This window comes from Sphaerotilus sulfidivorans (assembly GCF_013426975.1).
Lineage (GTDB): Bacteria > Pseudomonadota > Gammaproteobacteria > Burkholderiales > Burkholderiaceae_C > Sphaerotilus > Sphaerotilus sulfidivorans.
This window is the reverse complement of record NZ_JACCPY010000021.1, coordinates 42,781-69,412: the sequence shown is the minus strand read 5'-3', so window position 1 is coordinate 69,412 and position 26,632 is coordinate 42,781. Positions and strand designations below refer to the sequence as shown.

General features: G+C 68.4%; 20 protein-coding genes. 11 read left to right on the top strand and 9 right to left on the bottom strand.

Annotated features, from left to right (window positions below; genetic code table 11):
* Nucleotides 1-105: 105 nt before the first annotated feature.
* Nucleotides 106-687, top strand: a complete 582-nt coding sequence (locus HZU84_RS13170; protein ID WP_149503621.1) for a hypothetical protein — start codon at nt 106-108, stop codon at nt 685-687.
* Here HZU84_RS13170 and HZU84_RS13165 read toward each other — a convergent pair.
* The 6 genes from HZU84_RS13165 to HZU84_RS13140 all read right to left on the bottom strand — a co-directional run bounded on the left by HZU84_RS13165 (nt 684) and on the right by HZU84_RS13140 (nt 7,937).
* Nucleotides 684-1,385 carry an ABC transporter ATP-binding protein gene (locus HZU84_RS13165; protein WP_076459038.1) on the bottom strand — a complete coding sequence of 234 codons (702 nt, stop codon included), beginning with the start codon at nt 1,383-1,385 and terminating at the stop codon, nt 684-686. The genes HZU84_RS13170 and HZU84_RS13165 overlap by 4 nt on opposite strands.
* 105 nt (nt 1,386-1,490) lie before the next feature.
* On the bottom strand, nt 1,491-2,264 hold the full coding sequence (locus tag HZU84_RS13160) for an ABC transporter ATP-binding protein (protein WP_244954488.1): 774 nt from the start codon (nt 2,262-2,264) through the stop codon (nt 1,491-1,493).
* Nucleotides 2,264-3,595: a branched-chain amino acid ABC transporter permease gene (locus HZU84_RS13155; protein WP_149505237.1), complete on the bottom strand. Its 1,332-nt coding sequence runs from the start codon at nt 3,593-3,595 to the stop codon at nt 2,264-2,266. The genes HZU84_RS13160 and HZU84_RS13155 overlap by 1 nt, the downstream gene beginning before the upstream one ends.
* Nucleotides 3,596-3,651: 56 nt before the next feature.
* On the bottom strand, nt 3,652-4,629 hold the full coding sequence (locus tag HZU84_RS13150) for a branched-chain amino acid ABC transporter permease (RefSeq protein WP_244954517.1): 978 nt from the start codon (nt 4,627-4,629) through the stop codon (nt 3,652-3,654).
* Nucleotides 4,630-4,843: 214 nt separating this feature from the next.
* Complete coding sequence (locus HZU84_RS13145) at nt 4,844-6,019, bottom strand: branched-chain amino acid ABC transporter substrate-binding protein (RefSeq protein WP_244954518.1); 1,176 nt, start codon at nt 6,017-6,019, stop codon at nt 4,844-4,846.
* A gap of 253 nt (nt 6,020-6,272) precedes the next feature.
* Entirely contained in the window at nt 6,273-7,937 is a 1,665-nt protein-coding gene (locus tag HZU84_RS13140) for a 3-(methylthio)propionyl-CoA ligase (protein WP_276528786.1), read from the bottom strand.
* A 209-nt stretch (nt 7,938-8,146) separates the two neighbouring features.
* On the opposite strand from HZU84_RS13140, the gene HZU84_RS13135 reads away from it, so the two are divergent.
* From HZU84_RS13135 to HZU84_RS13120, 4 genes are all read left to right on the top strand, one after another.
* Nucleotides 8,147-9,661, top strand: a complete 1,515-nt coding sequence (locus tag HZU84_RS13135; protein WP_149503624.1) for a protein adenylyltransferase SelO — start codon at nt 8,147-8,149, stop codon at nt 9,659-9,661.
* A 102-nt stretch (nt 9,662-9,763) separates the two neighbouring features.
* On the top strand, nt 9,764-10,396 hold the full coding sequence (locus HZU84_RS13130; RefSeq protein ID WP_149503625.1) for a septation protein A: 633 nt from the start codon (nt 9,764-9,766) through the stop codon (nt 10,394-10,396).
* Nucleotides 10,393-10,659, top strand: coding sequence for a BolA family protein (locus HZU84_RS13125; RefSeq protein ID WP_037478136.1), 267 nt, complete (start codon nt 10,393-10,395; stop codon nt 10,657-10,659). Before HZU84_RS13130 ends, HZU84_RS13125 begins: the two co-directional genes overlap by 4 nt.
* 40 nt (nt 10,660-10,699) lie before the next feature.
* Nucleotides 10,700-11,506 (top strand): peptidylprolyl isomerase, encoded by an 807-nt coding sequence (locus tag HZU84_RS13120; protein ID WP_149503626.1) that lies wholly within the window; start codon nt 10,700-10,702, stop codon nt 11,504-11,506.
* A 104-nt stretch (nt 11,507-11,610) separates the two neighbouring features.
* Here HZU84_RS13120 and alaS read toward each other — a convergent pair whose 3' ends face one another.
* Nucleotides 11,611-14,253, bottom strand: a complete 2,643-nt coding sequence (gene alaS, locus HZU84_RS13115; protein ID WP_149503627.1) for an alanine--tRNA ligase — start codon at nt 14,251-14,253, stop codon at nt 11,611-11,613.
* 57 nt (nt 14,254-14,310) lie between these two features.
* Nucleotides 14,311-15,882, bottom strand: a complete 1,572-nt coding sequence (locus tag HZU84_RS13110) for an aminotransferase-like domain-containing protein (RefSeq protein ID WP_149503628.1) — start codon at nt 15,880-15,882, stop codon at nt 14,311-14,313.
* Nucleotides 15,883-16,085: 203 nt separating this feature from the next.
* Here HZU84_RS13110 and gabT point away from each other — a divergent pair, with 203 nt between their 5' ends.
* The 6 genes from gabT (at nt 16,086) to speB (ending at nt 23,479) form a co-directional block, all read left to right on the top strand.
* The gene (gene gabT / locus HZU84_RS13105) at nt 16,086-17,390 is read left to right on the top strand and encodes a 4-aminobutyrate--2-oxoglutarate transaminase (RefSeq protein WP_149503629.1); all 1,305 of its coding nucleotides are present in this window, start codon (nt 16,086-16,088) and stop codon (nt 17,388-17,390) included.
* A gap of 767 nt (nt 17,391-18,157) precedes the next feature.
* A complete protein-coding gene (locus HZU84_RS13100; RefSeq protein WP_149503630.1) occupies nt 18,158-19,243 on the top strand; it encodes an ABC transporter ATP-binding protein in 1,086 nt (361 codons plus the stop codon).
* Between the two features lie 68 nt (nt 19,244-19,311).
* A complete protein-coding gene (locus HZU84_RS13095; RefSeq protein ID WP_149503631.1) occupies nt 19,312-20,352 on the top strand; it encodes an ABC transporter substrate-binding protein in 1,041 nt (346 codons plus the stop codon).
* A gap of 48 nt (nt 20,353-20,400) precedes the next feature.
* Nucleotides 20,401-21,663: an ABC transporter permease gene (locus tag HZU84_RS13090; RefSeq protein ID WP_149503632.1), complete on the top strand. Its 1,263-nt coding sequence runs from the start codon at nt 20,401-20,403 to the stop codon at nt 21,661-21,663.
* Nucleotides 21,664-21,698: 35 nt separating this feature from the next.
* Nucleotides 21,699-22,532: an ABC transporter permease gene (locus HZU84_RS13085; protein WP_180692952.1), complete on the top strand. Its 834-nt coding sequence runs from the start codon at nt 21,699-21,701 to the stop codon at nt 22,530-22,532.
* Complete coding sequence (gene speB / locus HZU84_RS13080; protein WP_149503633.1) at nt 22,529-23,479, top strand: agmatinase; 951 nt, start codon at nt 22,529-22,531, stop codon at nt 23,477-23,479. The genes HZU84_RS13085 and speB overlap by 4 nt, the downstream gene beginning before the upstream one ends.
* Nucleotides 23,480-23,485: 6 nt before the next feature.
* Here the strand turns inward: speB and HZU84_RS13075 are convergent, their stop codons facing one another.
* Complete coding sequence (locus tag HZU84_RS13075; RefSeq protein ID WP_149503634.1) at nt 23,486-26,608, bottom strand: type I restriction endonuclease subunit R; 3,123 nt, start codon at nt 26,606-26,608, stop codon at nt 23,486-23,488.
* Nucleotides 26,609-26,632: the final 24 nt, after the last annotated feature.

The following is a 26,632-nucleotide window of genomic DNA, read 5'->3' as shown; positions in this document are numbered from 1 at the left end:
CGCGTGGCCGTGCTCAACCGCTTCAGTCAGATCGGCCGGCCGCAGACCGTGCCGGTGGGTGCCGTGGCATGAGTCCGTCCGGGGTTGGGGTCAGGGCGTCTGCTCGTGGATTTGTGCAACAGAGCCGGCAATGAGGCTAATAACAAAGAATTGACAATTCGAGCAAAAAAACTTTATACACAAGAGGCAATAAACTTGGCCATTGCATTTCCATATTTAATACCAACATTGGATTTTTATGTATTCAGAAAGTGCTGGCACGAAGGAATAAATGAAAAAATAAAGAAATTTGTTATTTCAGCCTTAAGACTTGGCATTAGAAAAGTCTATCCGGATGCAATTGCGCACGCAATATACTACGCACTAAAGTACAAAATATCACTTGACGAAATAAAAGAAAATGAATTTATTGATATAATTGAATTAGACGACTGCATAACCAATGTACTTCTGCACAGGTATTCTATTGCGGCAGAAAATACAATTCTGGAGAGGCATATAAAGAAATATGCCTACAACCTAAAACACCAAGACAACAATAGTCGCGACAGAAATTGGCTGCTCATTTTCCAGCTATGGACCGCTGAAGATTTGAACGGAACGGGTCAAAAGTTTTTGGCGGAGCTAAAGAAAGAAGGCTTCGAGTTTTTGTCAATTAATTTTTTTGAGCCGCCTGAAACCAGCTAAACCTCCAGCCACTCCCGCCTCACCCCCGCATTGGCGCGCAGCTCCGCCGGCGTGCCCTCGAAGACGATGCAGCCGTGGCCCATCAGCAGGCAGCGCTGCGAGACTTCCAGCGCGATGGTGAGCTTCTGCTCGACAAGCAGCACCGCGATGCCGCGGCGCTGCAGTTCGCGCAGGTAGTCGGCCACCAGTTCGACGATCTTGGGCGCCAGGCCCTCGGTGGGCTCGTCGATCATGATCAGGTCGGGGTCGCCCATCAGCGTGCGGCACAGCGTCAGCATCTGCTGCTCGCCGCCGGAGAGCACGCCGGCCTCGGTGTGCTGGCGCTCCTTCAGCCGCGGGAACATCGCGTACATGTCGTCGAGCTGCCAGCGCGCGCCGGGTGTGCCGCCGGCCTTCTTCTGGCCGAGCAGCAGGTTCTGATGCACGGTGAGCCGGGGGAAGATGTCGCGGCTCTCGGGCACGTAGCCCAGGCCGTGGTGCGCGATCTGGTGCGCCTTCAGCCCGAGCAGCTCGCGGCCGCCCCAGCGCACCGAGCCGCTGCCCTCGACCAGGCCCATGACGGCCTTGACGGTGGTGGAGCGCCCCGAGCCGTTGCGCCCGAGCAGCGCGACGATCTCGCCCGGCGCGATGCGCATCGTCACGCCGTGCAGGACGTGGCTCTTGCCGTAGTAGGCGTGGAGGTTGTCGATTTCCAGCATGGGGAGGATGAGCGAAGGGGTGGGTTCCCGCCTTCGCGGGAATGACGGCATGAGGCGGCGGGAATCACGGATGGGCGGGAACGGCGGTCAGGCCGGTCCGCTCGCTCAGTGGCCCTGGGCGAGCACGGAGCCGAGGTAGGCCTCCTGCACGCGCGGGTCGGCGCGCACGCGCTCGGGGGTGTCGAAGGCGATGACCTCACCGTAGACCAGCACCGCGATGCGGTCGGCCAGGCCGAAGACCACGCCCATGTCGTGCTCGACGGTCAGCAGCGTGCGGCCTTCGGTGACCTCGCGGATCAGGCCGATGAAGCGGGTGGTCTCGCTGCGGCTCATGCCGGCGGTCGGCTCGTCGAGCAGGATCACGCGTGCGCCGCCGGCGATCGTCAGGCCGATCTCGAGCGCGCGCTGCTCGGCGTAGGTCAGGTTCATCGCCAGCACGTCGCGGCGGCGGTCCAGATGCAGCCGCTCGAGCAGCGCCTCGGCGCGGGCGTTGGTCTCGTCCAGATCGGCGAGGAATTTCCAGAAGGCGTAGCGGTGGCCCTCGCTCCAGAGCATCGCGCAGCGCAGGTTCTCGAACACGCTCAGCTTCGGGAACAGATTGCTGACCTGGAAGCTGCGCGCCAGGCCGCGCCGGTTGATCTCGTGCGGCGTGCGGCCGTCGATGCGCTCGCCGAACAGGCGGATCTGCCCGGCCGAGGGCGTCAGCCGGCCGCTGATCAGGTTGAACAGCGTCGACTTGCCGGCGCCGTTGGGGCCGATGATGGCCACCCGCTCGCCGGCACGCACCTGCAGGCTGGCGCCCCGGATGATCTCGGTGCGGCCGAAGGACTTGCGCACCGCGTCAAGCTCGACGGCCAGGTTCATGGTCACGGGCTTCATCACAGGCTCTCCCGGCGCTTGATTTCCTTCTCGATCGCTTCCTGCGTCTCGTCCCATTCGCGGCTGAACTGGCGCCGCGCCAGCTCGAACAGGCCGGCGCCGGTCAGCAGCAGCAGCAGCGCGCCGATCCAGGCGTCGGGGCTGCGCACATCGAGCGTGGCGCCCAGGAAGCGCATCCGGTCGCCCAGCGCGGCATCGAGCTGGCGGTGGTAGACCATTTCCACCATCGCGCCCAGACCGGCCAGCGCCGCCAGCGCGGTGCCGGCCAGACCGAGCCAGGCGCACCACAGCGTGCGCAGCCGCCCGAAGGCCGCCACCCGCAGGTTCATCATGATCAGGCTGGCCAGCCCGCCGGGCGCATACATCACCATGAACAGGAAGACCAGGCCCAGGTAGAGCAGCCAGGCCATCGTCAGCTCCGACAGCAGCACCAGCGCGATCACCATCAGGATGGCGCCCAGGATCGGCCCGAAGAAGAAGATCGCGCCGCCCAGGAAGACGAACAGCAGATAGGCGCCCGAGCGGTGCGCGCTGACCACCTCGGCGGTGACGATCTCGAAGTTCAGCGCCGCCAGACCGCCGCCGATGCCGGCGAAGAAGCCGGCGATGGTGAAGGCGATCCAGCGGATGCGGCTGGCGCTGTAGCCGATGAACTCGACCCGCTCGGCGTTGTCGCGCACCGCGTTGAGCATGCGCCCCAGCGGCGTGCGGGTGAAGGCGAACATCAGCGCGGTGCAGACGAAGCAGTAGAGCGCGATCAGGTAGTAGACCTGGATCTGCGGCCCGAAGGTGATGCCCAGCACCGGCGGACCGACGACGCGGTTCGACGAGATGCCGCCCTCGCCGCCGAAGAACTCCGGCAGCATCAGCGACATCGACCAGACCAGCTCGCCCACGCCCAGCGTGATCATCGCGAAGGTGGTGCCCGACTTGCGGGTGCTCACATGCCCGAGCAGCAGCGCGAACAGCCCGCCGCCCAGGCCGCCCACCAGCGGCACCAGGCTGACCGGCAGCGCCAGGGTGCCGGCGCCGACCTGGTTGAGGGTGTGGATCGCCAGATAGGCGCCCAGGCCGCTGTAGACCGCATGGCCGAAGCTGAGCATGCCACCTTGGCCGAGCAGCAGGTTGTAGGACAGGCAGACGATGATCGCGATGCCCATCTGCGACAGCATCGTCAGCGCGAAGCTGCTGCTCCACAGCAGCGGCGCCAGCACCAGCAGCAGCGCGAATCCCCCCCAGATCAGCCAGCGCCCGACATTCCAGGGCTGGAAGCGGTAGCTGCGCCGGCGTGCGGTGCGGCTCGGGGCGGTGGCGGTCGTCGGCGTCGTCATGGTCGTCGTCGGGGCCTCGTGGCGGGCGGAGGTCAGCGAAGTGGCGGCCATGGCCTTCAGCCCTCCCGGGTGCCGAGCAGGCCGCGCGGACGCAGGATCAGCATCAGCACCAGCAGCAGATAGGGCAGGATCGGCGCGGCCTGCGCCAGCGTGATGCGCAGCAGCGGCCAGCCCGGCGAGTCCGGCCCGATGCCGGCGTCCAGCAGCCGGTTCAGCAGCGTCGCCAGCGAGGCGTCGACGGTCAGCGGCAGGGTCTGCAGCAGCCCGACCAGGATCGATCCGGCAAAGGCGCCCGCCAGCGAGCCGATGCCGCCGACCACCACCACCACGAAGATGATCGAGCCGACCACCGCCGCCATCGACGGCTCGGTCACGAAGGTCACCCCGCCGATCACCCCGGCCAGGCCGGCCAGCGCGCAGCCGCTGCCGAAGACCAGCATGAAGACGCGCGGCACATCATGGCCGAGCGCCTCGGCCATTTCAGGATGGGTCAGCGCGGCCTGGATCACCAGGCCGATGCGGGTGCGCGTCAGCAGCAGCCACAGGGCCAGCAGCATCAGCAGCGCCACCAGCATCATGAAGGCGCGGGTCATCGGAAAGCGCGAGCAGGCGATCTGCACGCCCTCGGCGGCGCGGCACATCGCCTCGGGTGCCGCGCCCCAGACCAGCGACAGCCCGTCGCGCGAGGACTGCACCAGCGTGAAGGCCGGCCCCTGCAGCTCCGGCGGCGGCGTGAACGGCACCGAGCTGCGGCCCCACACCAGCTGCACCAGCTCCAGGATCACGTAGGACAGTCCGAAGGTGATCAGCAGCTCCGGCACATGGCCGTGGTGATGCACCCGGCGCAGCACGCCGCGCTCGAACAGCGCGCCCAGCACGCCCACCGCCAGCGGCGCGAGCACCAGCGCCGGCCAGAAGTCGACTGCGCCGGAGATCATGAAGGCGATGTAGGCGCCCAGCATGTAGAAGCTGGCGTGGGCGAAGTTCAGCACGCCCATCATGCTGAAGATCAGCGTCAGGCCCGAGCTGAGCATGAACAGCAGCAGGCCGGAGCTCAGTCCGTTCAGGAGGTTGATGAGGATCTGGTCCACGGTGGATCCACGGTGCGAAGGGGTTGCGTGCCTGGAATCATCGCGCAGGCGCGGCGTGGGCCCTCGCCTTCGCGAGGGTGACGGCATCCTTCGTGTGACGGCGCCCTGCTCCGTCATCCCCGCGCAGGCGGGGACCCACGCAGGGCCCCGCCGGTCTTCACCCCGGCCGCTTCATCTGGCACGAGGTCGGCGTGCTGGCGACATAGGGCTCGTAGGTCGCCACCGGGGCCAGCGTGTAGCCGGTGTTCTCCGGCGAGTACGGGAACTTCGCGTCGGCCTTCTGCCAGCGGGTGATGTAGAGCGTCTGCTGCAGCTGGTGGTCGGTGCGGCGCATCTCGACCTCGCCGTTGAAGCTCCTGGTCTTCAGCCCCTCCAGCGCGGCGGCCACCTTCACCGGGTCGGTCGACTTCGCCTTGGCCATCGCCTCGCCCAGCAGCGTGTAGATGTGGATGACGCTGCCGGTGTAGAAGTCGGCGCTGAACTTCTTCTGGAACTCGTCGCGCCAGGCCGCCATCTGGCCGGGCAGGTGATAGTGGTTGTAGGAAACCTGGAAGACGCGGCCGTCGCCCTGCCCGCCCAGCGCGGTGGGCGTGCCGGTCACGCCGGTGTAGTAGGTGTAGAACTTCGCCGTCAGGCCGGCCTCGTTGGCGGCCTTCAGCAGCAGCGACAGGTCCGAGCCCCAGTTGCCGGTGATGACGGTGTCGGCGCCGCTGGCGCGGATCTTGGCCACATAGGGCGCGAAGTCGCGCACCTGCGCCAGCGGGTGCAGATCCTCGCCGACGAACTGCACATCCGGGCGCTTGCGGCCGAGGATCTCCTTGGCGTACTTGGCGACCTGGTGGCCGTGCGCGTAGTTCTGGTTCAGCAGGAAGACCTTCTGGATGTCCTTCTGGTCCTTCATGAAGCTGGTCAGCGCCTCCATCTTCATCGAGGTGTCGGCGTCCATGCGGAAGTGCCAGTAGCTGCACTTGCTGTTGGTCAGGTCGGGGTCGACCGCCGAGTGGTTGAGGTAGACGACTTCCTTGCCGGGGTTGCGCTCGTTGTGCTTGTTGATCGCGTCGATCAGCGCAGCCGCCGCGCCCGAGCCGTTGCCCTGGGTGACATAGCGGATGCCCTGGTCGATGGCAGCCTTCAGCGCGGTCAGCGACTCGGCCGGGCTGAGCTTGTTGTCGAAGGGCACGACCTCGAACTTCACGCCGGCCGCATTGCCCGCGCCGCTGAACTTCTCGGCAAAGAAGCGGAAGCTGTTGACCTGGTTCTGGCCGACCGGCGCCATCAGGCCCGACAGCGGATCGATCCAGGCGATCTTCACCGTCTCGCCCTTCTGGGCCATCGCGCCCGAGCTGGCCGCGGCCAGCAGCGTGGTCAGCGCAAGCGAGCGCACCGTCAAGGACCAGGAAGGGAAGCCATGGGAACAATGGGAAGAAGCGGAAGCGGGGCTGCGAACCATCTCGTCGTCTCCTTTTCATGTCGCCGGACAGGCCGGTCTGGATGTGGAAAGGATGGTGGCCCCGCGTCGTCATCGCCGCGTCAGGGATGTCCATTAGCGGCTGTCGCCGCCGGGACAAGACCGCGACAGCCCCGTCTCAGACCCCGGGCAGCCGGTGCTCGCGGAACATCTCGCGCAGCCGGGCCTTGAGCATCTTGCCGGTGGCGGTGTGCGGGATCTCGTCGACGAAGACCACGTCGTCGGGGATCTGCCACTTCGCGATGCGGCCTTCGTAGAAGTCCAGCATCTGCTCGCGGCTCAGTTCGCGGCCGGGCTTGCGCACCACCACCAGCAGCGGGCGCTCGTCCCACTTCGGGTGATGGCAGGCGATCGCGGCAGCCTCCAGCACGTCGGGATGCGCCATCGCGATGTTCTCCAGCTCGATCGAGCTGATCCACTCGCCGCCGGACTTGATCACGTCCTTGCTGCGGTCGGTGATCAGCATGAAGCCGTCGGCGTCGATCGAGGCGACATCGCCGGTCGGGAACCAGGCCTGGCCGCCGATCTGCTGCAGCGGCGAGTCGTCGCGGTTCAGGTAGCCGCTGACCACCCAGTGGCCGCGCACCACCAGGTCGCCGGTGCTGCGGCCGTCCCAGGGCTGGGGCTCGCCGCTGGCGCCGATGATCTCCATGTCGATGCCGTAGACCACCCGGCCCTGCTTCTCCAGCAGCCGGTGCTGCTGCTCAGGAGGCAGGTCGCGGTGCTTGGCCTTGAGCCTGGACAGCGTGCCCAGCGGCGACAGCTCGGTCATGCCCCAGGCGTGAATGACCTCGACGCCGAAGTCGTCCTCGAGGGTGCGCATCATCGCCGGCGGGCAGGCGGAGCCGCCAATGACGGTGCGCTTCAGGGTCGAGAGACGCAGGCCGTTCTGCTTCATGTGGTTGATGACGCCCAGCCAGATGGTCGGCACGCCGGCGCTGAAGGTGACGCGCTCGGACTCGAACAGCGCATGCAGCGACTTGCCGTCCAGGTGCGGCCCCGGAAAGACCAGCCTGGCGCCGACCAGCGGCGCGCTGTACGGCAGGCCCCAGGCGTTGACATGGAACATCGGCACCACCGGCAGGATGGTATCGGCCGAGGAGCTGGCCATCGCGTCCGGCAGCGCCGAGGCCAAGGCGTGCAGCACCGTCGAGCGGTGGCTGTAGACGGCGCCCTTCGGGTGGCCGGTGGTGCCGGAGGTGTAGCAGATGCAGGCCGCCTCGTTCTCGTCGAACTCCGGCCAGGCCCAGTCGCCGTTCTCGGCCTCGACCAGCTCCTCGTAGCACAGCAGTGCGGGAATCGTCGTGCTGGCCGGCATGTGGGCGCGGTCGGTCATCAGCACGAAATGGCGCACGCCGGGCAGATGCGGCGCGAGCTTCTCGACCAGCGGCAGGAAGTTCAGGTCGAAGCACAGCACCCGGTCCTGCGCGTCGTTGATGATCCAGGCGATCTGCTCCGGGAACAGCCGCGGGTTGATGGTGTGCAGCACCCGGCGCGAGCCGGAGCTGCCGTAGTACAGCTCGAAATGGCGGTAGCCGTTCCAGGCCAGCGTGCCGATCCGCTCGCCCGGCGCGCAGCCCAGCCGCTCGATCGCCTGGGCCAGCTTGCGGCTGCGCAGCTCCGCGTCCCGGTAGGTGTAGCGGTGGAGGTCGCCCTCGACGCGCTTCGAGACGATCTCGGTGTCGCCGCTGTGGCGGGCCGCATGGACCAGCAGCGAGGAGATGGTCAGCGGCATGGTCATCATGTGCGCGCTCAGGCTCAGTGCAACGGGGGTCGTGTTCATGTCGGTCATGGGGGCGCCATCAGGTGGATCGGTCGCCCCAGTCTAGGAATCTCCCCCGGCGGGCGGGACGCGGTTTTCCCGGGTGAAATGTCGTCTTGGTGACGGCCTGGCGTCGATCTCCGAACGATTTCCGCACGATCTCAGTGCGATCCGCGCGCCGAATTCCCCCGGCCGGCCGCCCCGCAGGCCCCTCGCCTACACTGCCGCGCATGAATGCCGATGCCCCCGCCTTCGATCCGCTCGCGCTGCGCTGGATCAACCGCCATGCCCGACTGCAGGCCCCGTTCGCCACGCCGCAGGCCGGCGAGGCGCTGCCGGCGCCGCACTGGATCGCCACCAGCGAGGCCGCGGCCGCCGAGCTGGGCTGGCCGGCCGACTGGTGGCAGGCGCCGGGTGCGCTCGAGGCCTTCTCGGCCGGTACGCCGTGGCCAGGCATGGCGCCGGTGGCCACCGTCTACAGCGGCCACCAGTTCGGCCAGTGGGCCGGCCAGCTCGGCGACGGCCGCGCGCTGCTGCTCGGCGAGGTCGACACGCCCGCCGGCCCGCGCGAGATCCAGCTCAAGGGCAGCGGCCGCACCCCCTATTCGCGCCGGGGCGACGGCCGCGCGGTGCTGCGCTCGTCGATCCGCGAATTCCTGTGCTCGGAGGCGATGCACGGCCTGGGCATCCCGACCACCCGCGCGCTGGCGCTGATCGGCTCGCCCCTGCCGGTGCAGCGCGAGCGGGTCGAGACCGGCGCGATCGTCGTGCGCACCGCGCCGAGCTTCCTGCGCTTCGGCCATTTCGAGCACTTCTGCCATCACGCCCGCGCCGGCGACTACCGCGCGCTGCAGCAGCTGCTCGACTTCGTCATCGAGCATCACCACCCCGCCTGCCGCGAGGCGGAATTCCCCGCGGTGGCGATGCTGGCGGAGATCGCCCGGCGCACCGCCGAGATGATCGCCGCCTGGCAGTCGGTGGGCTTCTGCCACGGCGTGATGAACACCGACAACCTCTCGGTCCTGGGCCTGACGATCGACTACGGCCCCTTCGGCTTTCTCGACGGCTTCGACCCGCAGCACATCTGCAACCACTCCGACCACCAGGGCCGCTACGCCTTCGCGCAGCAGCCGCAGATCGCCTGGTGGAATCTGCACGCGCTGGCGCAGGCGCTGGTGCCGCTGGCCGGCAGCGTGCCCGAGGAGGCGGCCGAGCGGCTCGGCGAGGCGCTGGGCGCCTATCCGGACACGCTGCAGGCGGCGATGGGCCGGCGCATGTTCGCCAAGCTCGGCCTGACGACCCACCAGGACGGCGACCGCGAGCTGCTCGACGACCTGATGCGCGAGATGGCGCGCTACCGCGCCGACCACACGCTGGTCTGGCGCCGGCTGGCCGATCAGCGCGCCGACGGCAGCGCACCCGCCACGCCCGAGCCCGCGCGCGACCTCTTCGTCGACATCGCCGCCTTCGATGCGTGGACGGTGCGCTATGCCGCGCGGATGCGCGCCGAGGGCAGCGTCGACGCCGAGCGGCGTGCACGCATGAACGCAGTCAACCCGCGCTTCGTGCTGCGCAACCACCTGGCCGAGATCGCGATCCAGCGCGCCGAGCGCGGCGACTTCTCCGAGGTGCAGCGGCTGCACGCGGTGCTGTCGCGTCCCTTCGACGAACAGCCCGACCAGGCCGACTGCGCCGCGCTGCCGCCCGACTGGGCGCAGACGCTGGCGGTGTCGTGCTCGTCCTGATCGCGGCCCCCATCCCGGGAACAGGCGGCGGCGCCGCACGCAAGCTTCGCTAGACTCCGTCCTGCCCCGGCTCCAGCCGTCCCGTCCTGAGAAAACCGCCTGATGAAGATCCTTCTCGACTTCCTGCCGATCGTCCTGTTCTTCCTGACCTTCAACCAGGCCGAGAAGCGCCCGGACGAGGCCGCCGCGCTGGCCACCGACTGGTTCGGCTTCATGGTCTCGGGCGGCGCGGTCGGCGCCAAGGAGGCGCCGGTGCTGCTGGCCACCGTGGTGGTCATCCTGGCCACCGTGCTGCAGGTGCTCTACCTGAAGCTGCGCGGCCAGAAGGTCGACACCATGCTGTGGGTCAGCCTCGGGCTGGTCACGGTGATGGGCGGCGCCACCATCTACTTCCACAGCGAGACCTTCATCAAGTGGAAGCCCAGCGTGCTGTACTGGGTGATGGCCGCGGCCTTCTGGCTCAGCCCGATCCTGTCGGGCCGCAACCTGCTGAAGATGATGATGGGCGAGCAGGTGGAGCTGCCCGGCTTCGTCTGGCGCAACCTGAACCTGGCCTGGATCGGCTTCTTCAGCCTGATGGGCGTGCTCAACCTCTGGATCGCCTACAGCTACGACACCAGCACCTGGGTCACCTTCAAGTCCTTCGGCGGCATGGGCCTGATGCTGGTGTTCATGGTCGCGCAGGGCATCTACATGAGCCGCCACATGAAGCCGGCCGAAGGCGACGAATCATGAACGCACCGAGAGTCTCCGTTTCCGCCATCGAGCAGGCGCTGCGCGATGCGCTGGCGCCCGAATCCCTGCAGGTCATCGACGAAAGTCACCTGCATGCCGGCCACGCCGGCGCCGCCTCCGGAGGACATTACCGGGTGCTGATCCGCAGCGCGCGCTTTGCCGGATCGAGCCGGATTGCCCGACATCGCCTCGTGTATGATGCCCTCGCCGGGCTGATCCCCCTGGGCATCCATGCCCTGGCCATCGAGGCCGATGCAGCCTGAGCGCCCCGACCGCTGAACAAAGCAAAGGCCCACCCACTCCATGAAGAAGCTCTCGATCGCTGTCTCCGCCGTCGCCATCGCCGCGGCGCTGCTGCCGGCCCTGGCCTCGGCCCAGAACATCGCCATCGTCAACGGCAAGGCCGTGCCGAAGGCGCGCTTCGAATCGTTCATGACCCAGATCACCAAGCAGGGTGGCCAGGAACGCACGCCGGAGCTGGAGCAGCAGGTTCGTGACGAGATCGTCCTGCGCGAGATCTTCGTGCAGGAAGCCGAACGCCGCGGCCTGCAGCGTGATCCGGAATTCCGTGCGCAGATGGAAGTCGCGCGCCAGAGCCTGCTGATCCGCGAGCTGTTCAACAACTACCAGAAGACCAGCCCGGTCAGCGACGATGACCTGAAGGCCGAGTACGAGCAGATCAAGTCCGCCAACAGCGGCAGCGAGTACCGCGCCCGCCACATCCTGGTCGAGAAGGAAGACGAGGCCAAGGCGATCATCGCCCAGCTCAAGGGCGGCGCAAGCTTCGCCGAGCTGGCCAAGGCCAACTCGAAGGATCCGGGCTCGGCGCCGAACGGCGGCGACCTCGACTGGGCCTCGCCGGGCAACTACGTGCCCGAGTTCTCGCAGGCGATGACCAAGCTGACGAAGGGCCAGTTCACCGACGCCCCGGTGAAGAGCCAGTTCGGCTACCACGTCATCCTGCTGGAAGACACCCGCTCGGCCTCCTTCCCGTCCTTCGAGGAAGTCAAGCCGCAGCTGGCCCAGCGTGCCCAGCAGCAGAAGCTGGCCAAGTACCGCGACGACCTGAAGACCAAGGCGCGCACCGACTACAAGTTCGGCGCGCAGTGATCCCAGGCTGAGATCCTCGGCGCGCAGCCCAGGATTCTCGCGAAAGTCCCTGCAAAAAGGCCCCGGCCGCGTGAGCGACCGGGGCCTTGTGCTTCAGGGGCGCATCAGACCTTGGCGGCGACCCAGCCCTGGACGCTGGCCAGCGCCTCGGTCAGCTTCGACGGATCGGTGCCGCCGGCCATCGCCATGTCCGGCTTGCCGCCGCCCTTGCCGCCGACCTGACCGGCGACGAAGTTGACCAGCTCGCCGGCCTTGACGCGGGCGATGCTGTCGGCGGTCACGCCGGCCGCGATCTGCACCTTGGCGCCATCGACCGCAGCCAGCACGATCGCGGCGGTCTTGAGCTTGTTCTTCAGCTGGTCCATCGTCGTGCGCAGCGTCGCCGCGTCGGCGCCTTCGAGGCGCGCGGCCAGCACCTTGAGGCCACCCACGTCCACCGCCTGCGCCAGCAGCGCGTCTCCCTGGCTGGAGGCCAGCTTGCCCTTGAGCGCGGCGATTTCCTTCTCGAGGGCGCGCAGCTGCTCCTGCAGGCCGCCGACCCGGGCCTCGACCTCGGTGGGCGCCGCCTTCAGCGCGCCGGCCACGCCATTGACGGTGGCTTCGAGCGACTGCAGATAGGCCAGCGCGCCCTCGCCCGTCACCGCCTCGATGCGGCGCACGCCGGCGGCCACGCCGGATTCCGCGACGATCTTGAACAGGCCGATGTCGCCGGTCGCCTTGACATGCGTGCCGCCGCACAGTTCCTGGGTGCTGCCGATGCTCAGCACACGCACCGTCTCGCCGTACTTCTCGCCGAACAGCATCATCGCGCCGGTCTTCTGCGCGTCGTCGATCGACATCAGCTGCGCGACGGTGCCGACGTTGCCGAGGATCTCGGCGTTGACGATCGCCTCGATCTGGCGGATCTGCGCATCGGTGACCGGCGCGTTGTGCGCGAAGTCGAAGCGGGTGCGCTCGGCCGTGACCAGCGAGCCCTTCTGCTGCACATGCGTGCCGAGCACCTCGCGCAGCGCCTTGTGCATCAGGTGGGTGGCGCTGTGGTTGCGCACGATGCGCGCGCGGCGCTCGCCGTCGACCTTGGCCGTGAAGACGTCGCCGACCTTCACCGCGCCTTCGACGACGCGGCCCTGATGGCCGAACACGTCAGCCTGGATCTTCATGGTGTCGTCGATGACCACGCGGGTCGTGCCGTTGCGCAGCTCGCCCGAGTCGCCGACCTGGCCGCCGGACTCGGCGTAGAACGGGGTGTGGTCGAGCACGATCACCGCATCGTCGCCAGCGCCGGCCGACTCGACCTGCGTGCCGTCGACATAGACCGCGACCACCTTCGAGGTCTCGCAGACCAGGTGCTCGTAGCCGTGGAAGGCGGTGGCCACGCCGTCATAGGCGAGGCCCGCGGCCATCTTGAACTTGCCGGCGGCGCGCGCCTGCTCGCGCTGGCGGTTCATCGCCGCCTCGAAGCCGGCGCTGTCGACCGTCACGCCGCGCTCGCGGCAGACGTCCGCAGTCAGGTCGACCGGGAAGCCGTAGGTGTCGTGCAGCTTGAACGCGGTCTCGCCGTCGACCTGCTTCGTGTCGCCGGCCAGCGCGCCTTCCAGGATCTCCATGCCGTTGGCGATGGTCTGGAAGAAGCGCTCTTCCTCGGTCTTCAGCACCGCGAAGATGCGGTCGGCGTTCTGGCGCAGCTCGGGGTAGGCCTCGCCCATCTCGACCGCCAGCGGATGCACCAGCGTGTGGAAGAACGGCGCGCGCGCGCCGAGCTTGTAGCCGTGGCGGATCGCGCGGCGGGCGATGCGGCGCAGCACGTAGCCGCGGCCCTCGTTGCTCGGGATCACGCCGTCGGCGATGGTGAAGGCGCAGGCGCGGATGTGGTCGGCGATCACCTTCAGGCTCGGGCTCGCCGCGTCGCAGCCGGCGCTGCCGTCGGTCACGCCGGCGGCGAAGTCGACCGCGTTCTTGGCTGCGGCCAGCAGGTTCTGGAATAGGTCGATCTCGTAGTTGCTGTGCTTGCCTTGCAGCACGGTGGTGATGCGCTCCAGGCCCATGCCGGTGTCCACCGAGGGCTTGGGCAGCGGGTGCATCACGCCGTCTTCCGTGCGGTTGAACTGCATGAAGACGTTGTTCCAGATCTCGATGTAGCGGTCGCCGTCTTCATCGGGGCTGCCCGGAGGGCCGCCGGCCACGTCCGGGCCGTGGTCGTAGAAGATCTCGGTGCAGGGGCCGCAGGGCCCGGTGTCGCCCATCATCCAGAAGTTGTCGGACATGTAGCGGCCGCCCTTGTTGTCGCCGATGCGCACGATCCGCTCGGCAGGCACGCCCACCACCTTGTTCCAGATCTCGTAGGCCTCGTCGTCCTCGGAGTAGACGGTGACCCAGAGCTTGTCCTTGGGCAGCCTGAAGTGCTCGGTCAGCAGCTCCCACGCGTACTGGATCGCGTCATGCTTGAAGTAGTCGCCGAACGAGAAGTTGCCCAGCATCTCGAAGAAGGTGTGGTGCCGCGCGGTGTAGCCCACGTTGTCGAGATCGTTGTGCTTGCCGCCGGCGCGGATGCACTTCTGCGAGGTGGTGGCGCGGCTGTAGGCGCGCTTGTCGAAGCCCAGGAACACATCCTTGAACTGGTTCATCCCGGCGTTGGTGAACAGCAGCGTCGGGTCGTCGCCCGGCACGACCGGGCTGGAGGCGACGATCTGGTGGCCCTTCGACTCGAAGAACTTCAGGAAGGTGGAACGGATTTCGGAGGCTTTCATCCTTGGGCTTTCGACGGCTGGCCGGGTGGCCTGGGGTGAGCGGAGCAAAGTTTTCGATTATAGAAGTTCGCCCTCGGGGCGGTCGCCGGAGTCACCGGAGTCACCGGAGTCACCGGAGTCACCGGAGTCACCGGAGTCACCGGAGTCACCGGAGTCACCGGAGTCACCGGAGTCACCGGAGTCACCGGAGTCACCGGAGTCACCGGAGTCACCGGAGTCGCGCCCGCCGGCGCGGACGCGCTCGGCCAGGAAGTCGAACAGGCGCTCCTCGCCGCAGAAGGCGACATTGAAGCGGATCCAGGCGGTTGACTGCATCGCGGCGGTGAACAGGTGGCCGGGGCCGAGCATGATGTCGCTGCCGGCGGCCTGGTTGGACAGCATGCCGGCGTCGGGCAGCTGCGGATGGCGTGCCCACAGGAACATGCCGGCCTTCGGCTCCGAGAAGATCTCGAAGCCCAGGCGCGCCAGCCGGCCCGCGACCCGCTGGTGCGCCTCGGCCAGGCGGTCGCGCAGCGCCTTCAGGTGCTTGCGCCAGCGCCCCTCGGTGAGCGCGCCGTAGACCAGCCGCTCGCTGAACTCCGACGAGGTCAGTCCCGAGATCATCTTCAGCTGCGCCAGATCCTCGATCAGGTCCGGATGCGCCACCAGATAGCCCACCCGCAGGTTCGGCGAGATGGTCTTGGAATAGCTGCCGACATAGAGCACCCGCGAGAGCTGGTCCAGGCTGGCCAGCGACGGGCGCGGCTCCGGATCCAGATCGACATAGATGTCGTTCTCGACGACGAGGAAGTCATGCTTCTCGGCCAGCTGCAGCACCCGGTGCAGATGCGCGAGCTGCGCGGTCGAGCCGGTCGGGCTCTGCAGGCGCGGCTGGGTGAAGAAGATCTTGGGACGGTGCTCGATGATGAGCTTCTCGAGCGTGGGCAGGTCGTAGCCGTGCGGCGTGCGCGGCACGCCCACCAGCTTGGCGCCTGCGAAGCGCAGCGAGAACAGCAGGTTGGCGTAGCCGGGATCGTCGACCAGCACCGCGTCGCCGGCGCGCACCAGCCGGCGCGCGGCCAGGTCGAGCGCCTGGCTGGAGCCCTGCGTCAGCAGCACCTGCTCGGGCACGATGGCGATCTCCTGCTCGGCCATCGCGTCGCGGATGAACTCGCGCAGCGGCGGAAAGCCCTTGGGATCGCCATAGCCGCCGAGGTCGATGCTGTCGGCCGCCAGCGCGCGCAGGCTGCGCCGCACGCCGTCCTCGAACAGCCACTCGTGGGGCAGCCAGCCGCAGCCGGCCTTCATCGACAGGTGGCGGTTCTCGAAGATCTTGCGCAGGTACCAGGCCGAGTCGAAGCTGTAGCCGCCGCCGGGCACGCCGGGCGGTCCGGACTCGCGGTTCTCGACCGCCGCGCGCTTGCGCACGAAGAAGCCGGAATGCGGCCGCGAGACCAGATAGCCGAGCGCGACCAGGCGGTCGTAGGCCTCGACGACGGTGAAGACGCTGACCTCGTGCGCATGGGCGAACTGGCGGATCGAGGGCACCTTGGTGCCGGCACGCAGGGACCCGTCGTCGATCAGGCGGCGCAGGCCGTCGACGATCTGGGTGACCAGCGGGATGGAGGACTGGGGCTGAAGGGTGAACATGGCTGGCGACAAGTCTAGCGCCGCGCTGCAGCATGATCGCCGAGGCTGTACCGGTGCAGGAACCTGCACAGTGCGCAAGCCGATCACGCTGGCTGTACATGGTCCGTCGCGGAACAGGCCCCTAGAGTCGACGCCTAGTCGAAGCCTGCCACGGCTCACCCTCGCCACCCCGACTTGCCCTCCCCCCCGACCAGGACCTCCCGATGCAACGCGAACCGAACCTGACCAACGCCGCCCTGATGGCCCGCCGCCGCGCCGCCCTGCCCGCCGGGCTGGGCCAGGCCCACGAAGTCTTCGTCGACCGGGCCGAGAACGCCGAGGTCTGGGATGTCGAGGGCCGTCGCCTGATCGACTTCGCCGGCGGCATCGCGGTGCTGAACACCGGCCACCGCCACCCGGCGCTGGTCGAGGCGGTCAAGGCCCAGCTCGACCGCGTCACGCACACCTGCTTCCAGGTGCTGGCCTACGAGCCCTATGTCGAGCTGGCCGAGCGCCTGAACACGATGGCGCCGGGCGCCTTCGCGAAGAAGAGCTTCTTCATGACCACCGGCGCCGAGGCGGTCGAGAACGCGGTCAAGGTCGCGCGGGCCTACACGAAGCGTTCGGCGGTCATCGCCTTCGGCGGCGGCTTCCACGGCCGCACGATGATGGGCATGGCGCTGACCGGCAAGGTCGTGCCGTACAAGGTCGGCTTCGGTCCCTTCCCGGCCGAGGTCTATCACGCCAAGTTCCCGTGTGCGCTGCACGGCGTGAGCACCGCCGACGCAATGGCCTCGATCGAGGCGCTGTTCAAGTACGACGTCGAGCCCTCGCGCGTGGCCGCGATCATCCTGGAACCGGTGCAGGGCGAAGGCGGCTTCTATGAAGCCCCGATCGACTTCGTCAAGGCGCTGCGCGAGCTGTGCGACCGCCACGGCATCCTGCTGATCGCCGACGAGGTGCAGACCGGCGCCGGCCGCACCGGCCGCTGGCTGGCCTGCGAGAGCTGGTTCGAGCAGGCGGGCGTGGCGCCGGACATCATCACGATGGCCAAGTCGCTGGGCGGCGGTTTCCCGCTGTCGGCGATCATCGGCCGCGCCGAGGTGATGGACGCGCCGGCACCGGGCGGCCTGGGCGGCACCTACTCCGGCAACCCGCTGGCCTGCGCCGCGGCGCTGGCGGTGATCGAGACCTTCGAGAAGGAAAGCCTGCTCGCGCGCAGCCAGGCGGTGGGCGAGCGCCTGAAGGCCGGCCTGAAGCAGATCGCCGAGCGCCACAGCGCGATCGGCGACATCCGCGGCCCCGGCGCGATGATCGCCATCGAGCTGTTCACCGACGGCGACCTGGCCCGCCCGGACGCCGACCGCACCCGCCGCATCGTCGCGGAAGCCCTGCGCCGCGGCCTGATCCTGCTGTCGTGCGGCGTGCACGCCAACGTCATCCGCATCCTGGTGCCGCTGACCGCCTCCGACGCTGTGCTCGACGAAGGCCTGGCGGTGCTGTCGGACTGCTTCGACGCGACGGCCTGACCGCACCGCGGGGGATCGCGTGGGTCCTCGCCTTCGCGAGGATGACGGCAGAGTCGACTCCGTCATGCGGCTCGGCTCCGTCATGCCCGCGAAGGCGGGCACCCACGACCGATCCCGCCCGATCCCGCCCGGTCCATCCACCCATCCATCCTCTCGCCGTCCACCTCTCCCTCCGGCCCTCCGGCCACAAGACCGGCAAAAAGCGCTTTTTTGGTCAAGACGCCCGGCGAAGCCGGAAGGCTCTGGAGTGATTCAGCCTTGCCTGAGTGAATTGCACGGGTTGTTTCTTGATGGTTTGCAAACCGCTTAGCTGTTAGTATTTAAAAAGATCAAAAGGGGTGGGAGCCCGAACCTGTTCCAGACCGGAACAGCAGTGGCGACACCTCGGCACGCTGTCAACTTTCTGCAACATGGCGTGGGAGACGGAAAAATTTTTCTGCCCCTCGCCTGGGCCTGATGGCGCGCATCGGTGCGGATTTCGTGCGTTTCCGCCGCATCGTGAACGATTGCGATGGGGTTTCGCCGTGTGATCGCCTCTTTTCGGGGCATGCACCGCACCAGTGCCAGACATGCCGCACCGCTCTTGAACAGAGGGCAAGTCTGTACAGGCAGTACCGCCTGCACAGTGCGTCGGAACCGGGCCCTGTCTGTGCATGTTGTCGCGACAAGCCCCCTCCTACAGTCCGGGCGTCCTGCAGCACGGACCCCTTGTCCGCCGCGCCCCGCGTCGAGCCTTTCCCCGATCCACACCCGAGCACCCGAAGACGATGAGCAACCCTGCCCTGGTTCAATTCAAAGGCGTCCAGAAGACCTATGACGGCCTGAGTCTGGTGGTGCGCAATCTCGATCTGGACATCCGCCGCGGCGAGTTCCTGTCGCTGCTGGGCCCGTCGGGTTCGGGCAAGACGACCACGCTGATGATGCTGGCCGGCTTCGAGTCGCCGACCGCCGGCGAGATCCTGCTCGACGGCCGGCCGATCACGAAGACGCCGCCGCACAAGCGCAACTTCGGCATGGTGTTCCAGAACTACGCGCTGTTCCCGCACATGACGGTGGCGGCCAACGTGGCCTATCCGCTGACGGTGCGCAAGGTGCCGAAGGCCGACATCGACAAGCGCGTGGCGCGTGCGCTCGACATGGTCCAGCTCGGCGGCAAGGGCGACCGCTTTCCCTCGCAGCTCTCCGGCGGCCAGCAGCAGCGCGTGGCGCTGGCGCGCGCGCTGGTGTTCGAGCCGCAGCTGGTGCTGATGGACGAGCCGCTGGGCGCGCTCGACAAGCAGCTGCGCGAGCACATGCAGATCGAGCTGAAGGAGCTGCACCGCCAGCTCGGCGTGACCTTCGTCTACGTCACCCATGACCAGGGCGAGGCGCTGACGATGAGCGACCGCGTCGCCGTCTTCAACGACGGCCTGATCCAGCAGATCGACATCGTCGACCGCCTCTACGAGACCCCGTCGAACCGCTTTGTGGCCGGCTTCGTCGGCGACAGCACGGTGCTGGAGGGCACGCTCGGCGCCGACGACCACCACGGCCGCTGCGAGCTGGTGCTGCCCACCGGCGAGCGCCTGGCCGGCGTCAACGTCAACCAGGTCCAGCCCGGCAGCCGCGTGACCGCCTCGGTCCGCCCGGAGCGCATCGAGGCGATGCTGACCGCGCCGGCGGCCAACGACAGCAACATCATCCAGGCCGCGATCAACGACGTCATCTACTTCGGCGACCACCTGCGCCTGCGCTGCGCGGTGGCCGGCCAGGCCCAGGCCACCGTCAAGGTGCCGCTGGGCGACCAGGCGCCGCAGGCCGGCCAGCCGGTGTGGCTGCGCATCGCGCCGCAGTTCCTGCGCGTCTACGCCTGACGCCGCCCCGATTCCCCATTCCCCTGATTTTCCCCCGCCCCTTCCGCTCTCACTGAGGAACCCTCGTCATGAAGAACGCTACCGTTTCCCTGGTCGTGGCCGCCGCGGCCTCGCTGCTGGCCGGCTCGGCGCTCGCGCAGAGCCAGCTGACCGTCGTCAACTTCGGCGGTGCCAACGGCAACGCGCAGAAGAAGGCCTATGTCGAGCCCTTCGAGAAGGCCACCGGCACCAAGATCGTCGGCGTCGAATACAACGGCGAGCAGGCCAAGATCAAGGCCATGGTCGAGACGAAGAAGGTGACCTGGGACGTCGTCGAGGTCGAGAGCCCGGATGCGGCACGCGGCTGCGACGAAGGCCTGTTCGAGAAGATCGACTGGGCCAAGGTCGGCAACAAGGCCGACTTCCAGCCGGCGGCGGTGCAGGAATGCGGCGTCGGCATCTTCATCTGGTCGACCGTCATGGCCTACAACGGCGACAAGCTGAAGGACGGCCCCAAGACCTGGGCCGACTTCTGGGACACCAAGAAGTTCGCCGGCAAGCGCGGCATGCGCAAGGGCGCGCGCTACAACCTCGAGTTCGCGCTGATGGCCGACGGCGTGCCGTCGAAGGACGTCTACAAGGTGCTGGCCACGCCGGCCGGCGCCGATCGCGCGTTCAAGAAGATGACCGAGCTGAAGCCCTCGATCCAGTGGTGGGAAGCCGGCGCGCAGCCGCCGCAGTTCCTGGTCGCCGGCGACGTGGTCATGACCACCGCCTACAACGGCCGCATCGACGCCGCGCAGCGCGAGGGCAAGAACCTGCAGATCAGCTGGACCGGCGGCATCTATGACCTGGACTACTGGGTCATCCCGAAGGGCACGCCGAACAAGGACCTGGCGATGAAGTTCATCGCCTCGGCCTCGCAGCCGGCCGCCCAGGCCGAATACGCCAAGCTGATCTCCTACGGCCCGACCAACAACAAGGCCCTGGGCAGCCTGGATGCCAAGACCCTGGCGCTGCTGCCGACCTCGCCGGCCAACTCGAAGGACGCGCTGAAGTTCGACATCACCTTCTGGGCCGACCAGGGCGAGGCGCTGGAGAAGCGCTTCGCCGCCTGGGCCGCCCAGTAAGCCGCGCGATCGAGCCGAACGCCCCTCCGCCCCCGCCCGACTGACGCCATGCACAGCCTCGCCCTCGACGAACAGGAAGCCGCCGCCCCGCGCGGCCAGGATCTCGCCCGTGCGCTCCAGCGCGCCGAGCGCCGCCGCAAGCTGACGGCCGCCAGCCTGACGCTGCCGCTGCTGGTCTTCCTGCTGCTGACCTTCCTGGTGCCGATCGGCGCGCTGCTCAAGCGTGCGGTCGAGAACCCGGAGGTGGCCGACGTGCTGGTGCATACCGGCGAGGCGCTGTCGGGCTGGGACCGTCACGGCACGCCGCCCGCGGCTGCCTATGCGGCCCTGGTGCGCGACCTGGGCGCACTGCCGGAGACCGCGCAGGCCGGCACGCTGGCGCGCCGGCTCAACTCCGAGGTGCCCGGCGCGCGCTCGCTGGTGATGGGCACCTACCGGGCGCTGCCGCTCGGCGAGGGCCTGAGCCCCGAGCAGACGCGCGATCGCCTGCTCGAGATCGACGCGCGCTGGGGCGAGCCGCTCTACTGGCAGGCGATCGCCAAGAACGCCAGCCGCTGGACGCCCGACTACCTGCTCGCCGCGGTCGACCTGCGCCGCGATGCCGAAGGCCATGTCGAGGCCATGCCGGCCGAGCAGGCGGTCTTCGGCAAGATCCTGCTGCGCACCTTCAACATCTCGGCGGTGGTCACGGTGCTGTGCCTGCTGCTGGCCTACCCGCTGGCCTACTGGCTGTCGACGCTCGACGCGCGCCGCGCCAACCTGCTGATGATCCTGGTGCTGGTGCCGTTCTGGACCTCGATCCTGGTGCGGGTCGCGGCCTGGATCGTGCTGCTGCAGCGCGAGGGCCTGGTCAACTCGGCGCTGGTCGGCATGGGCCTGATCGAGGAGCCCCTCGCGCTGCTGTTCAACCGCACCGGCGTGGTCATCGCGATGGTGCACATCCTGCTGCCCTTCATGATCCTGCCGCTGTACAGCGTGATGAAGTCGGTGCCGCCGACCTATCTGCGCGCGGCCATCAGCCTGGGCAGCTCGCCGCTGGCGGCCTTCTTCCGCGTCTATGTGCCGCAGACCTGGTCGGGCGTCGGGGCCGGCGCGCTGCTGGTCTTCATCCTGAGCATCGGCTACTACGTGACGCCGGCGCTGCTGGGCGGCGCCGACGACCAGATGCTGTCGTACTACATCGCCCAGTACACCAACGTCGAGGTCAACTGGGGCATGGCCTGCGCGCTGGGCGCGGTGCTGCTCGCCGCCACGCTGATCCTCTACGGCGTCTACCGCCGCGTGGTGAAGTCCGAGCTGAGCCTGGGCTGATCGCCGCCAGCACGAAAGAAGAAGGAAGACGACCGATGAACGCGATCCTGTCCGCGATGAACCCGCAGTTCCCGGCCTACGCCACGCTGGCCGACAAGCTCGGCTGGTGGCTGATGCGCCTGTTCTGCATCGGGATGCTGGTGTTCATGCTGCTGCCGATCCTGGTGATCGTGCCGCTGTCCTTCTCGTCAAGCTCCTTCCTGGCGTATCCGATGCCGGGCTGGTCGCTGCAGTGGTACGAGAACCTGTTCAACGCGCCGGAATGGGGCCGCGCCGCGCGCAACAGCTTCATCGTCGCGCCGGCGGCCACGCTGATCGCCACCGTGCTGGGCACGCTGGCGGCCGTGGGCCTGTCGCGCACCGACTTTCCCGGCAAGGGCCTCCTGATGAGCATCCTGATCGCGCCAATGGTGGTGCCGATCGTGGTGGTGGGCGTGGCCTGCTACCTGTTCTTCGCCAGGCTGGGCTTCGCCGACAGCTACCTCGGCCTGATCGTGGTGCATGCCGCGCTGGGTGCGCCCTTCGTGCTGACCACCGTGCTGGCGACGCTGCAGGGCTTCAACCACAACCTGGTGCGCGCCTCGCTGAGTCTGGGCGCCGGCCCGGTCGAGACCTTCTTCCGCATCACGCTGCCGGTGATCGCGCCGGGCGTGATCTCGGGCGCGCTGTTCGCCTTCGCGACCTCCTTCGACGAGGTGGTGGTCACGCTCTTCGTCGCCGGCCCGGAGCAGGTCACGCTGCCGCGCCAGATGTTCACCGGCATCCGCGAGAACATCAGCCCGACCATCGCCGCGGTGGCCACGCTGCTGACGATCTTCACCACCGGCCTGATGCTGGCGCTCGAGTGGATCCGGGGGCGCCGCGCATGAGCCGCCCGCTGAACCAGCCGCTCGGCGGCAACGAGATGCCGCGCTTCGGCGGGCTGGCCTCGATGATGCGCCTGCCGGTGGCCACCCATGCCGCGGGCCTGGACGCCGCCTTCATCGGCGTGCCGCTGGACATCGGGGCCTCCAACCGCGCCGGTGCGCGCTTCGGCCCGCGCCAGATCCGCGCCGAATCCAGCCTGATCCGGCCTTACAACATGGCCACCGGCGCGGCACCCTTCGACGCGCTGCAGGTCGCCGACCTGGGCGACGTGCCGATCAACACCTACTCGCTGGAGAAGTCGGTCGGCATCATCACCGACTTCTACCGCGAGGTGCTCGGCCACGGCTGCGTGCCGCTGACGCTGGGCGGCGACCACACCATCGCGCTGCCCATCCTGCGCGCGGTGGCCGAGCGCCACGGGCCGGTCGCCCTCATTCATGTCGATGCGCATGCCGACGTCAACGACGAGATGTTCGGCGAGCGCATCGCGCACGGCACACCCTTCCGCCGCGCGGTGGAGGAAGGCCTGCTGCAGACGAACAAGGTCTGGCAGATCGGCCTGCGCGGCTCCGGCTACGCCGCCGACGACTTCGACTGGCCGCGCCGCCAGGGCTTCACGATCATCCCGGCGCACGAGGTCTGGTGGCAGTCGCTGGCACCCATCATGGACAAGGTGCGCGCGGTCATCGGCGACGCGCCCTGCTATCTCAGCTTCGACATCGACGGCATCGACCCTTCTTTTGCCGGCGGCACCGGCACGCCCGAGATCGGCGGATTGAGCGTGCCGCAGGCGCTGGAGATCATCCGCGGCTGCCGCGGGCTGAACCTGGTGGGCGCCGATCTGGTCGAGGTCTCTCCACCCTACGACCCGAGCGGCAACACCGCGCTGCTGGGCGCGAACCTGCTGTACGAGATGCTGTGCGTGCTGCCGGGGGTGCCAGTGCGGTGAGGCCCGTCATCCTCGCGAAGGCGAGGACCCACGCTCCGCCCCCGCGCGCTCGCGCAGCGCCTCCCAGAGCTGCCCCGGCCCGAGCAGCACGTCGCGCAGGCCGTCCTGCAGCCGCTCCGAGCCCAGGGCCTGCGTGCTCATCGTCTGGTGCGCGTCGAGCGCGTCCATGATGGCGTCGAGCAGCGCCGAGCGCAGGTCGGGCGAGCTGGCGAACTGCTCCTTGCTGTTGCTGGCGGCCTGCTGCACCAGCAGCGCGTTCTCCAGCAGCTTGCCGCGCAGCACGCCGTTGACGTAGACGAGCTGGTCGGTGTCGGACAGCTCGCCCTCGAACAGGCCGTTGACCTTCTCGATGATCTCGGCCAGATAGTCCTTCTGCTTTTCCTGCACCTGGCCGGTGCCGGTGCCGTCCAGGCCGGCGAGCGGATAGCTGCCGCCGGCCGTCAGCGCCAGCGGCTGCGCCCCGCGGTTCTTCAGCGTGTGGTGGGTCAGCACCACCTGGCTCAGGTCGACGGTGTCGCGCTCGCGGCCGAAGTCCAGCAGCGGCAGCAGCCGGCGGAAGAAGAGAAAGCGCTTCTCCAGCGCCGTCTGGCCGTAGTCGAAGATCTGGCTGAGGAAGGCGTACAGCCGCACATAGGCGCCGAGATCGCCCTTGAACAGCAGCAGCGCATCGCGCGTGTCCTGGGCCTCGGGGCCTTGCGCGGCCTTGTAGCGGCGCAGCAGCCGGTCGGCCACCGGCGCGATGGCGGCATCGAGCTGCTTCTGCGTGCCGGCCGGATCCAGATCGACGCGCGCCACGCGCTCGACCTCGGCCTCGGTGTAGTGGCCGGCGGCGTCGAGCTTGGCGCGCAGGTCGAAGACCTGATGCGGGTCGGTCGGCGTGTCCAGCGTCGCGGTCTGGTAGTAGGTCTGGAAGGCCGCCAGCACCTCGGCCGGGTCGTTGACGAAGTCGAGGATGTAGGTGGTGTCCTTGCCCGGGTGGGCGCGGTTCAGGCGGCTGAGCGTCTGCACCGCCTGGATGCCGCCGAGCCGCTTGTCGACATACATGCCGCACAGCAGCGGCTGGTCGAAGCCGGTCTGGAACTTGTTGGCCACCACCAGCAGGTGCTGATCCTCCCGCGCGAAGGTCTCGCGCAGATCGCGGCCCTGGAGCGCCGGATTGACGTCGGCGCTGGCCTCGCTGACCGGTGCCGGGTAGCTCTCCAGGTCGTCCACCTCGCCGGAGAAGGCGGTCAGCACGCCCAGCATGTAGCCCTGGCGGGCGATGTAGGCGCGCATCGCCTTCTGCCAGCGCACGGCCTCCCGGCGGCTGGCCACCACCACCATCGCCTTGGCGCGCCCGGCCAACAGCGGCTGCACGTTCTCGCGGTAGTGCTCGACGACGATCTGCACCTTCTGCGCGATGTTGTACGGGTGCAGCCGCACCCACTGCATCAGGCCCTTCATCGCGGTGCTGCGCTCGACCTGCTGCTCGTCGAGCATGCGGCCCTCGTGCGCCAGCCGGAAGGCGAGCTGGTAGCTGGTGTAGTTCTTCAGCACGTCGAGGATGAAGCCCTCCTCGATGGCCTGGCGCATCGGGTAGACGTGGAAGGGCTGCGGCAGGCCGTCGGGCCCGTCGGCCGGGTCGCGGCGGCCGAACAGCTCCAGCGTCTTGGCCTTCGGGGTGGCGGTGAAGGCGATGGAGGTCAGGCCTTTCGGGCTGGCCTTGGCGGCCATCTGCGCGGCCAGCAGCGCCTCGGTGTCGATCTCGCCGCCGTCCTGAAGACTGCCGGACAGGCTGGCCCAGTCCTCGGCCGACAGCAGCTGCTTGAGCCGGGCGGCCGCCTCGCCGGTCTGCGAGCTGTGCGCCTCGTCGGCGATGACGGCGAAGCGCTTGCCCTCGGTGGCGGCCAGCGCCTGCACCGCCGCCAGCGCGAACGGGAAGGTCTGCAGCGTGCAGACGATGATCTTCTTGCCCTCTTCCAGCGCCTGCGAGAGCTGGCCGCTCTTGCTGCCGGACTCGCTGGTGATGGTGGCCACCACGCCGGTGGTGCGCTGGAACTCGAACAGCGCCTCCTGCAGCTGCGCGTCCAGCACATTGCGGTCGCTCACCACCAGCACGCTGTCGAAGACCTTGCGGTGCTGGTCGTCGTGCAGATCGGCCAGGAAATGCGCGGCCCAGGCGATCGAGTTGGTCTTGCCCGAGCCGGCCGAGTGCTGGATCAGGTAGCGCAGGCCGCCGGCATCCTCGCCGCGGTTGACGCTCTGGCGCACGTCGTCCACCAGCCGGCGGGTGGCGTCGAGCTGGTGGTAGCGCGGGAAGATCCAGGTCTGCAGCTGCTGCCTGCGGTCGCGTTTCGGCGTGAGGTAGCGGTGCAGCAGGTCGAGCCAGCTCTCGCGCGCCCAGACCTCTTCCCACAGGTAGGCGGTGGCGAAGCCCTCGGGGTTGGGCGGATTGCCGGCGCCGCCCTCGCAGCCGCGGTTGAAGGGCAGGAAGCGGGTGGCCGGGCCGGCCAGCCGGGTGCACATCATCACCTCGCTCTGGCTGACAGCGAAGTGCACCAGCGCGCCGCCGGGGAAACCCAGCACCGGCTCGGGCACGCCGCCCTTGGGGTGGGGATGGCGGTCGAAGCGGTACTGGTCGACCGCGTCGTGCACGCTCTGGGTGAAGTCGCTCTTGAGTTCGGCGGTGGCCACCGGCACGCCGTTGAGGCACAGCACCAGGTCGAGCGCATCGCGCGGCTGGTTGGGCGAGTGGTGCACCTGGCGCAGCACCCGCAGCCGGTTGGCGGCCAGCCGCGCCTGGGTGGTCGGGTTCAGCGCCAGCGCGGGCCGGAACTGCGCCAGCGCCAGCGGCTCGCGCAGGCCCAGCATCTCCACGCCGCGGCGCAGCACCTCCAGCGTGCCGCGCTCGTCCAGCAGCTTGCGCACCCGCTCGGCCAGCACGCGCCCGGCGGCCGCGCCGTGGCTTTGGGTCAGGCGCTGCCAGGCCTCGGGCTGGCTGTCCTGCACCCACACCAGCAGATCGGGCAGGTAGAGCCCGCGCGCGGTGTCGAAGTCGCGCGCGGCGCCGTCCTCGTGCAGCCAGCCGTGCGCGCCCAGGTGCTGGCAGATCTCGGTCTCGAAGTGGATTTCGCGGTGCAGCGTTGACACGGTCTCTCCCTGGTGTGTCGTCTG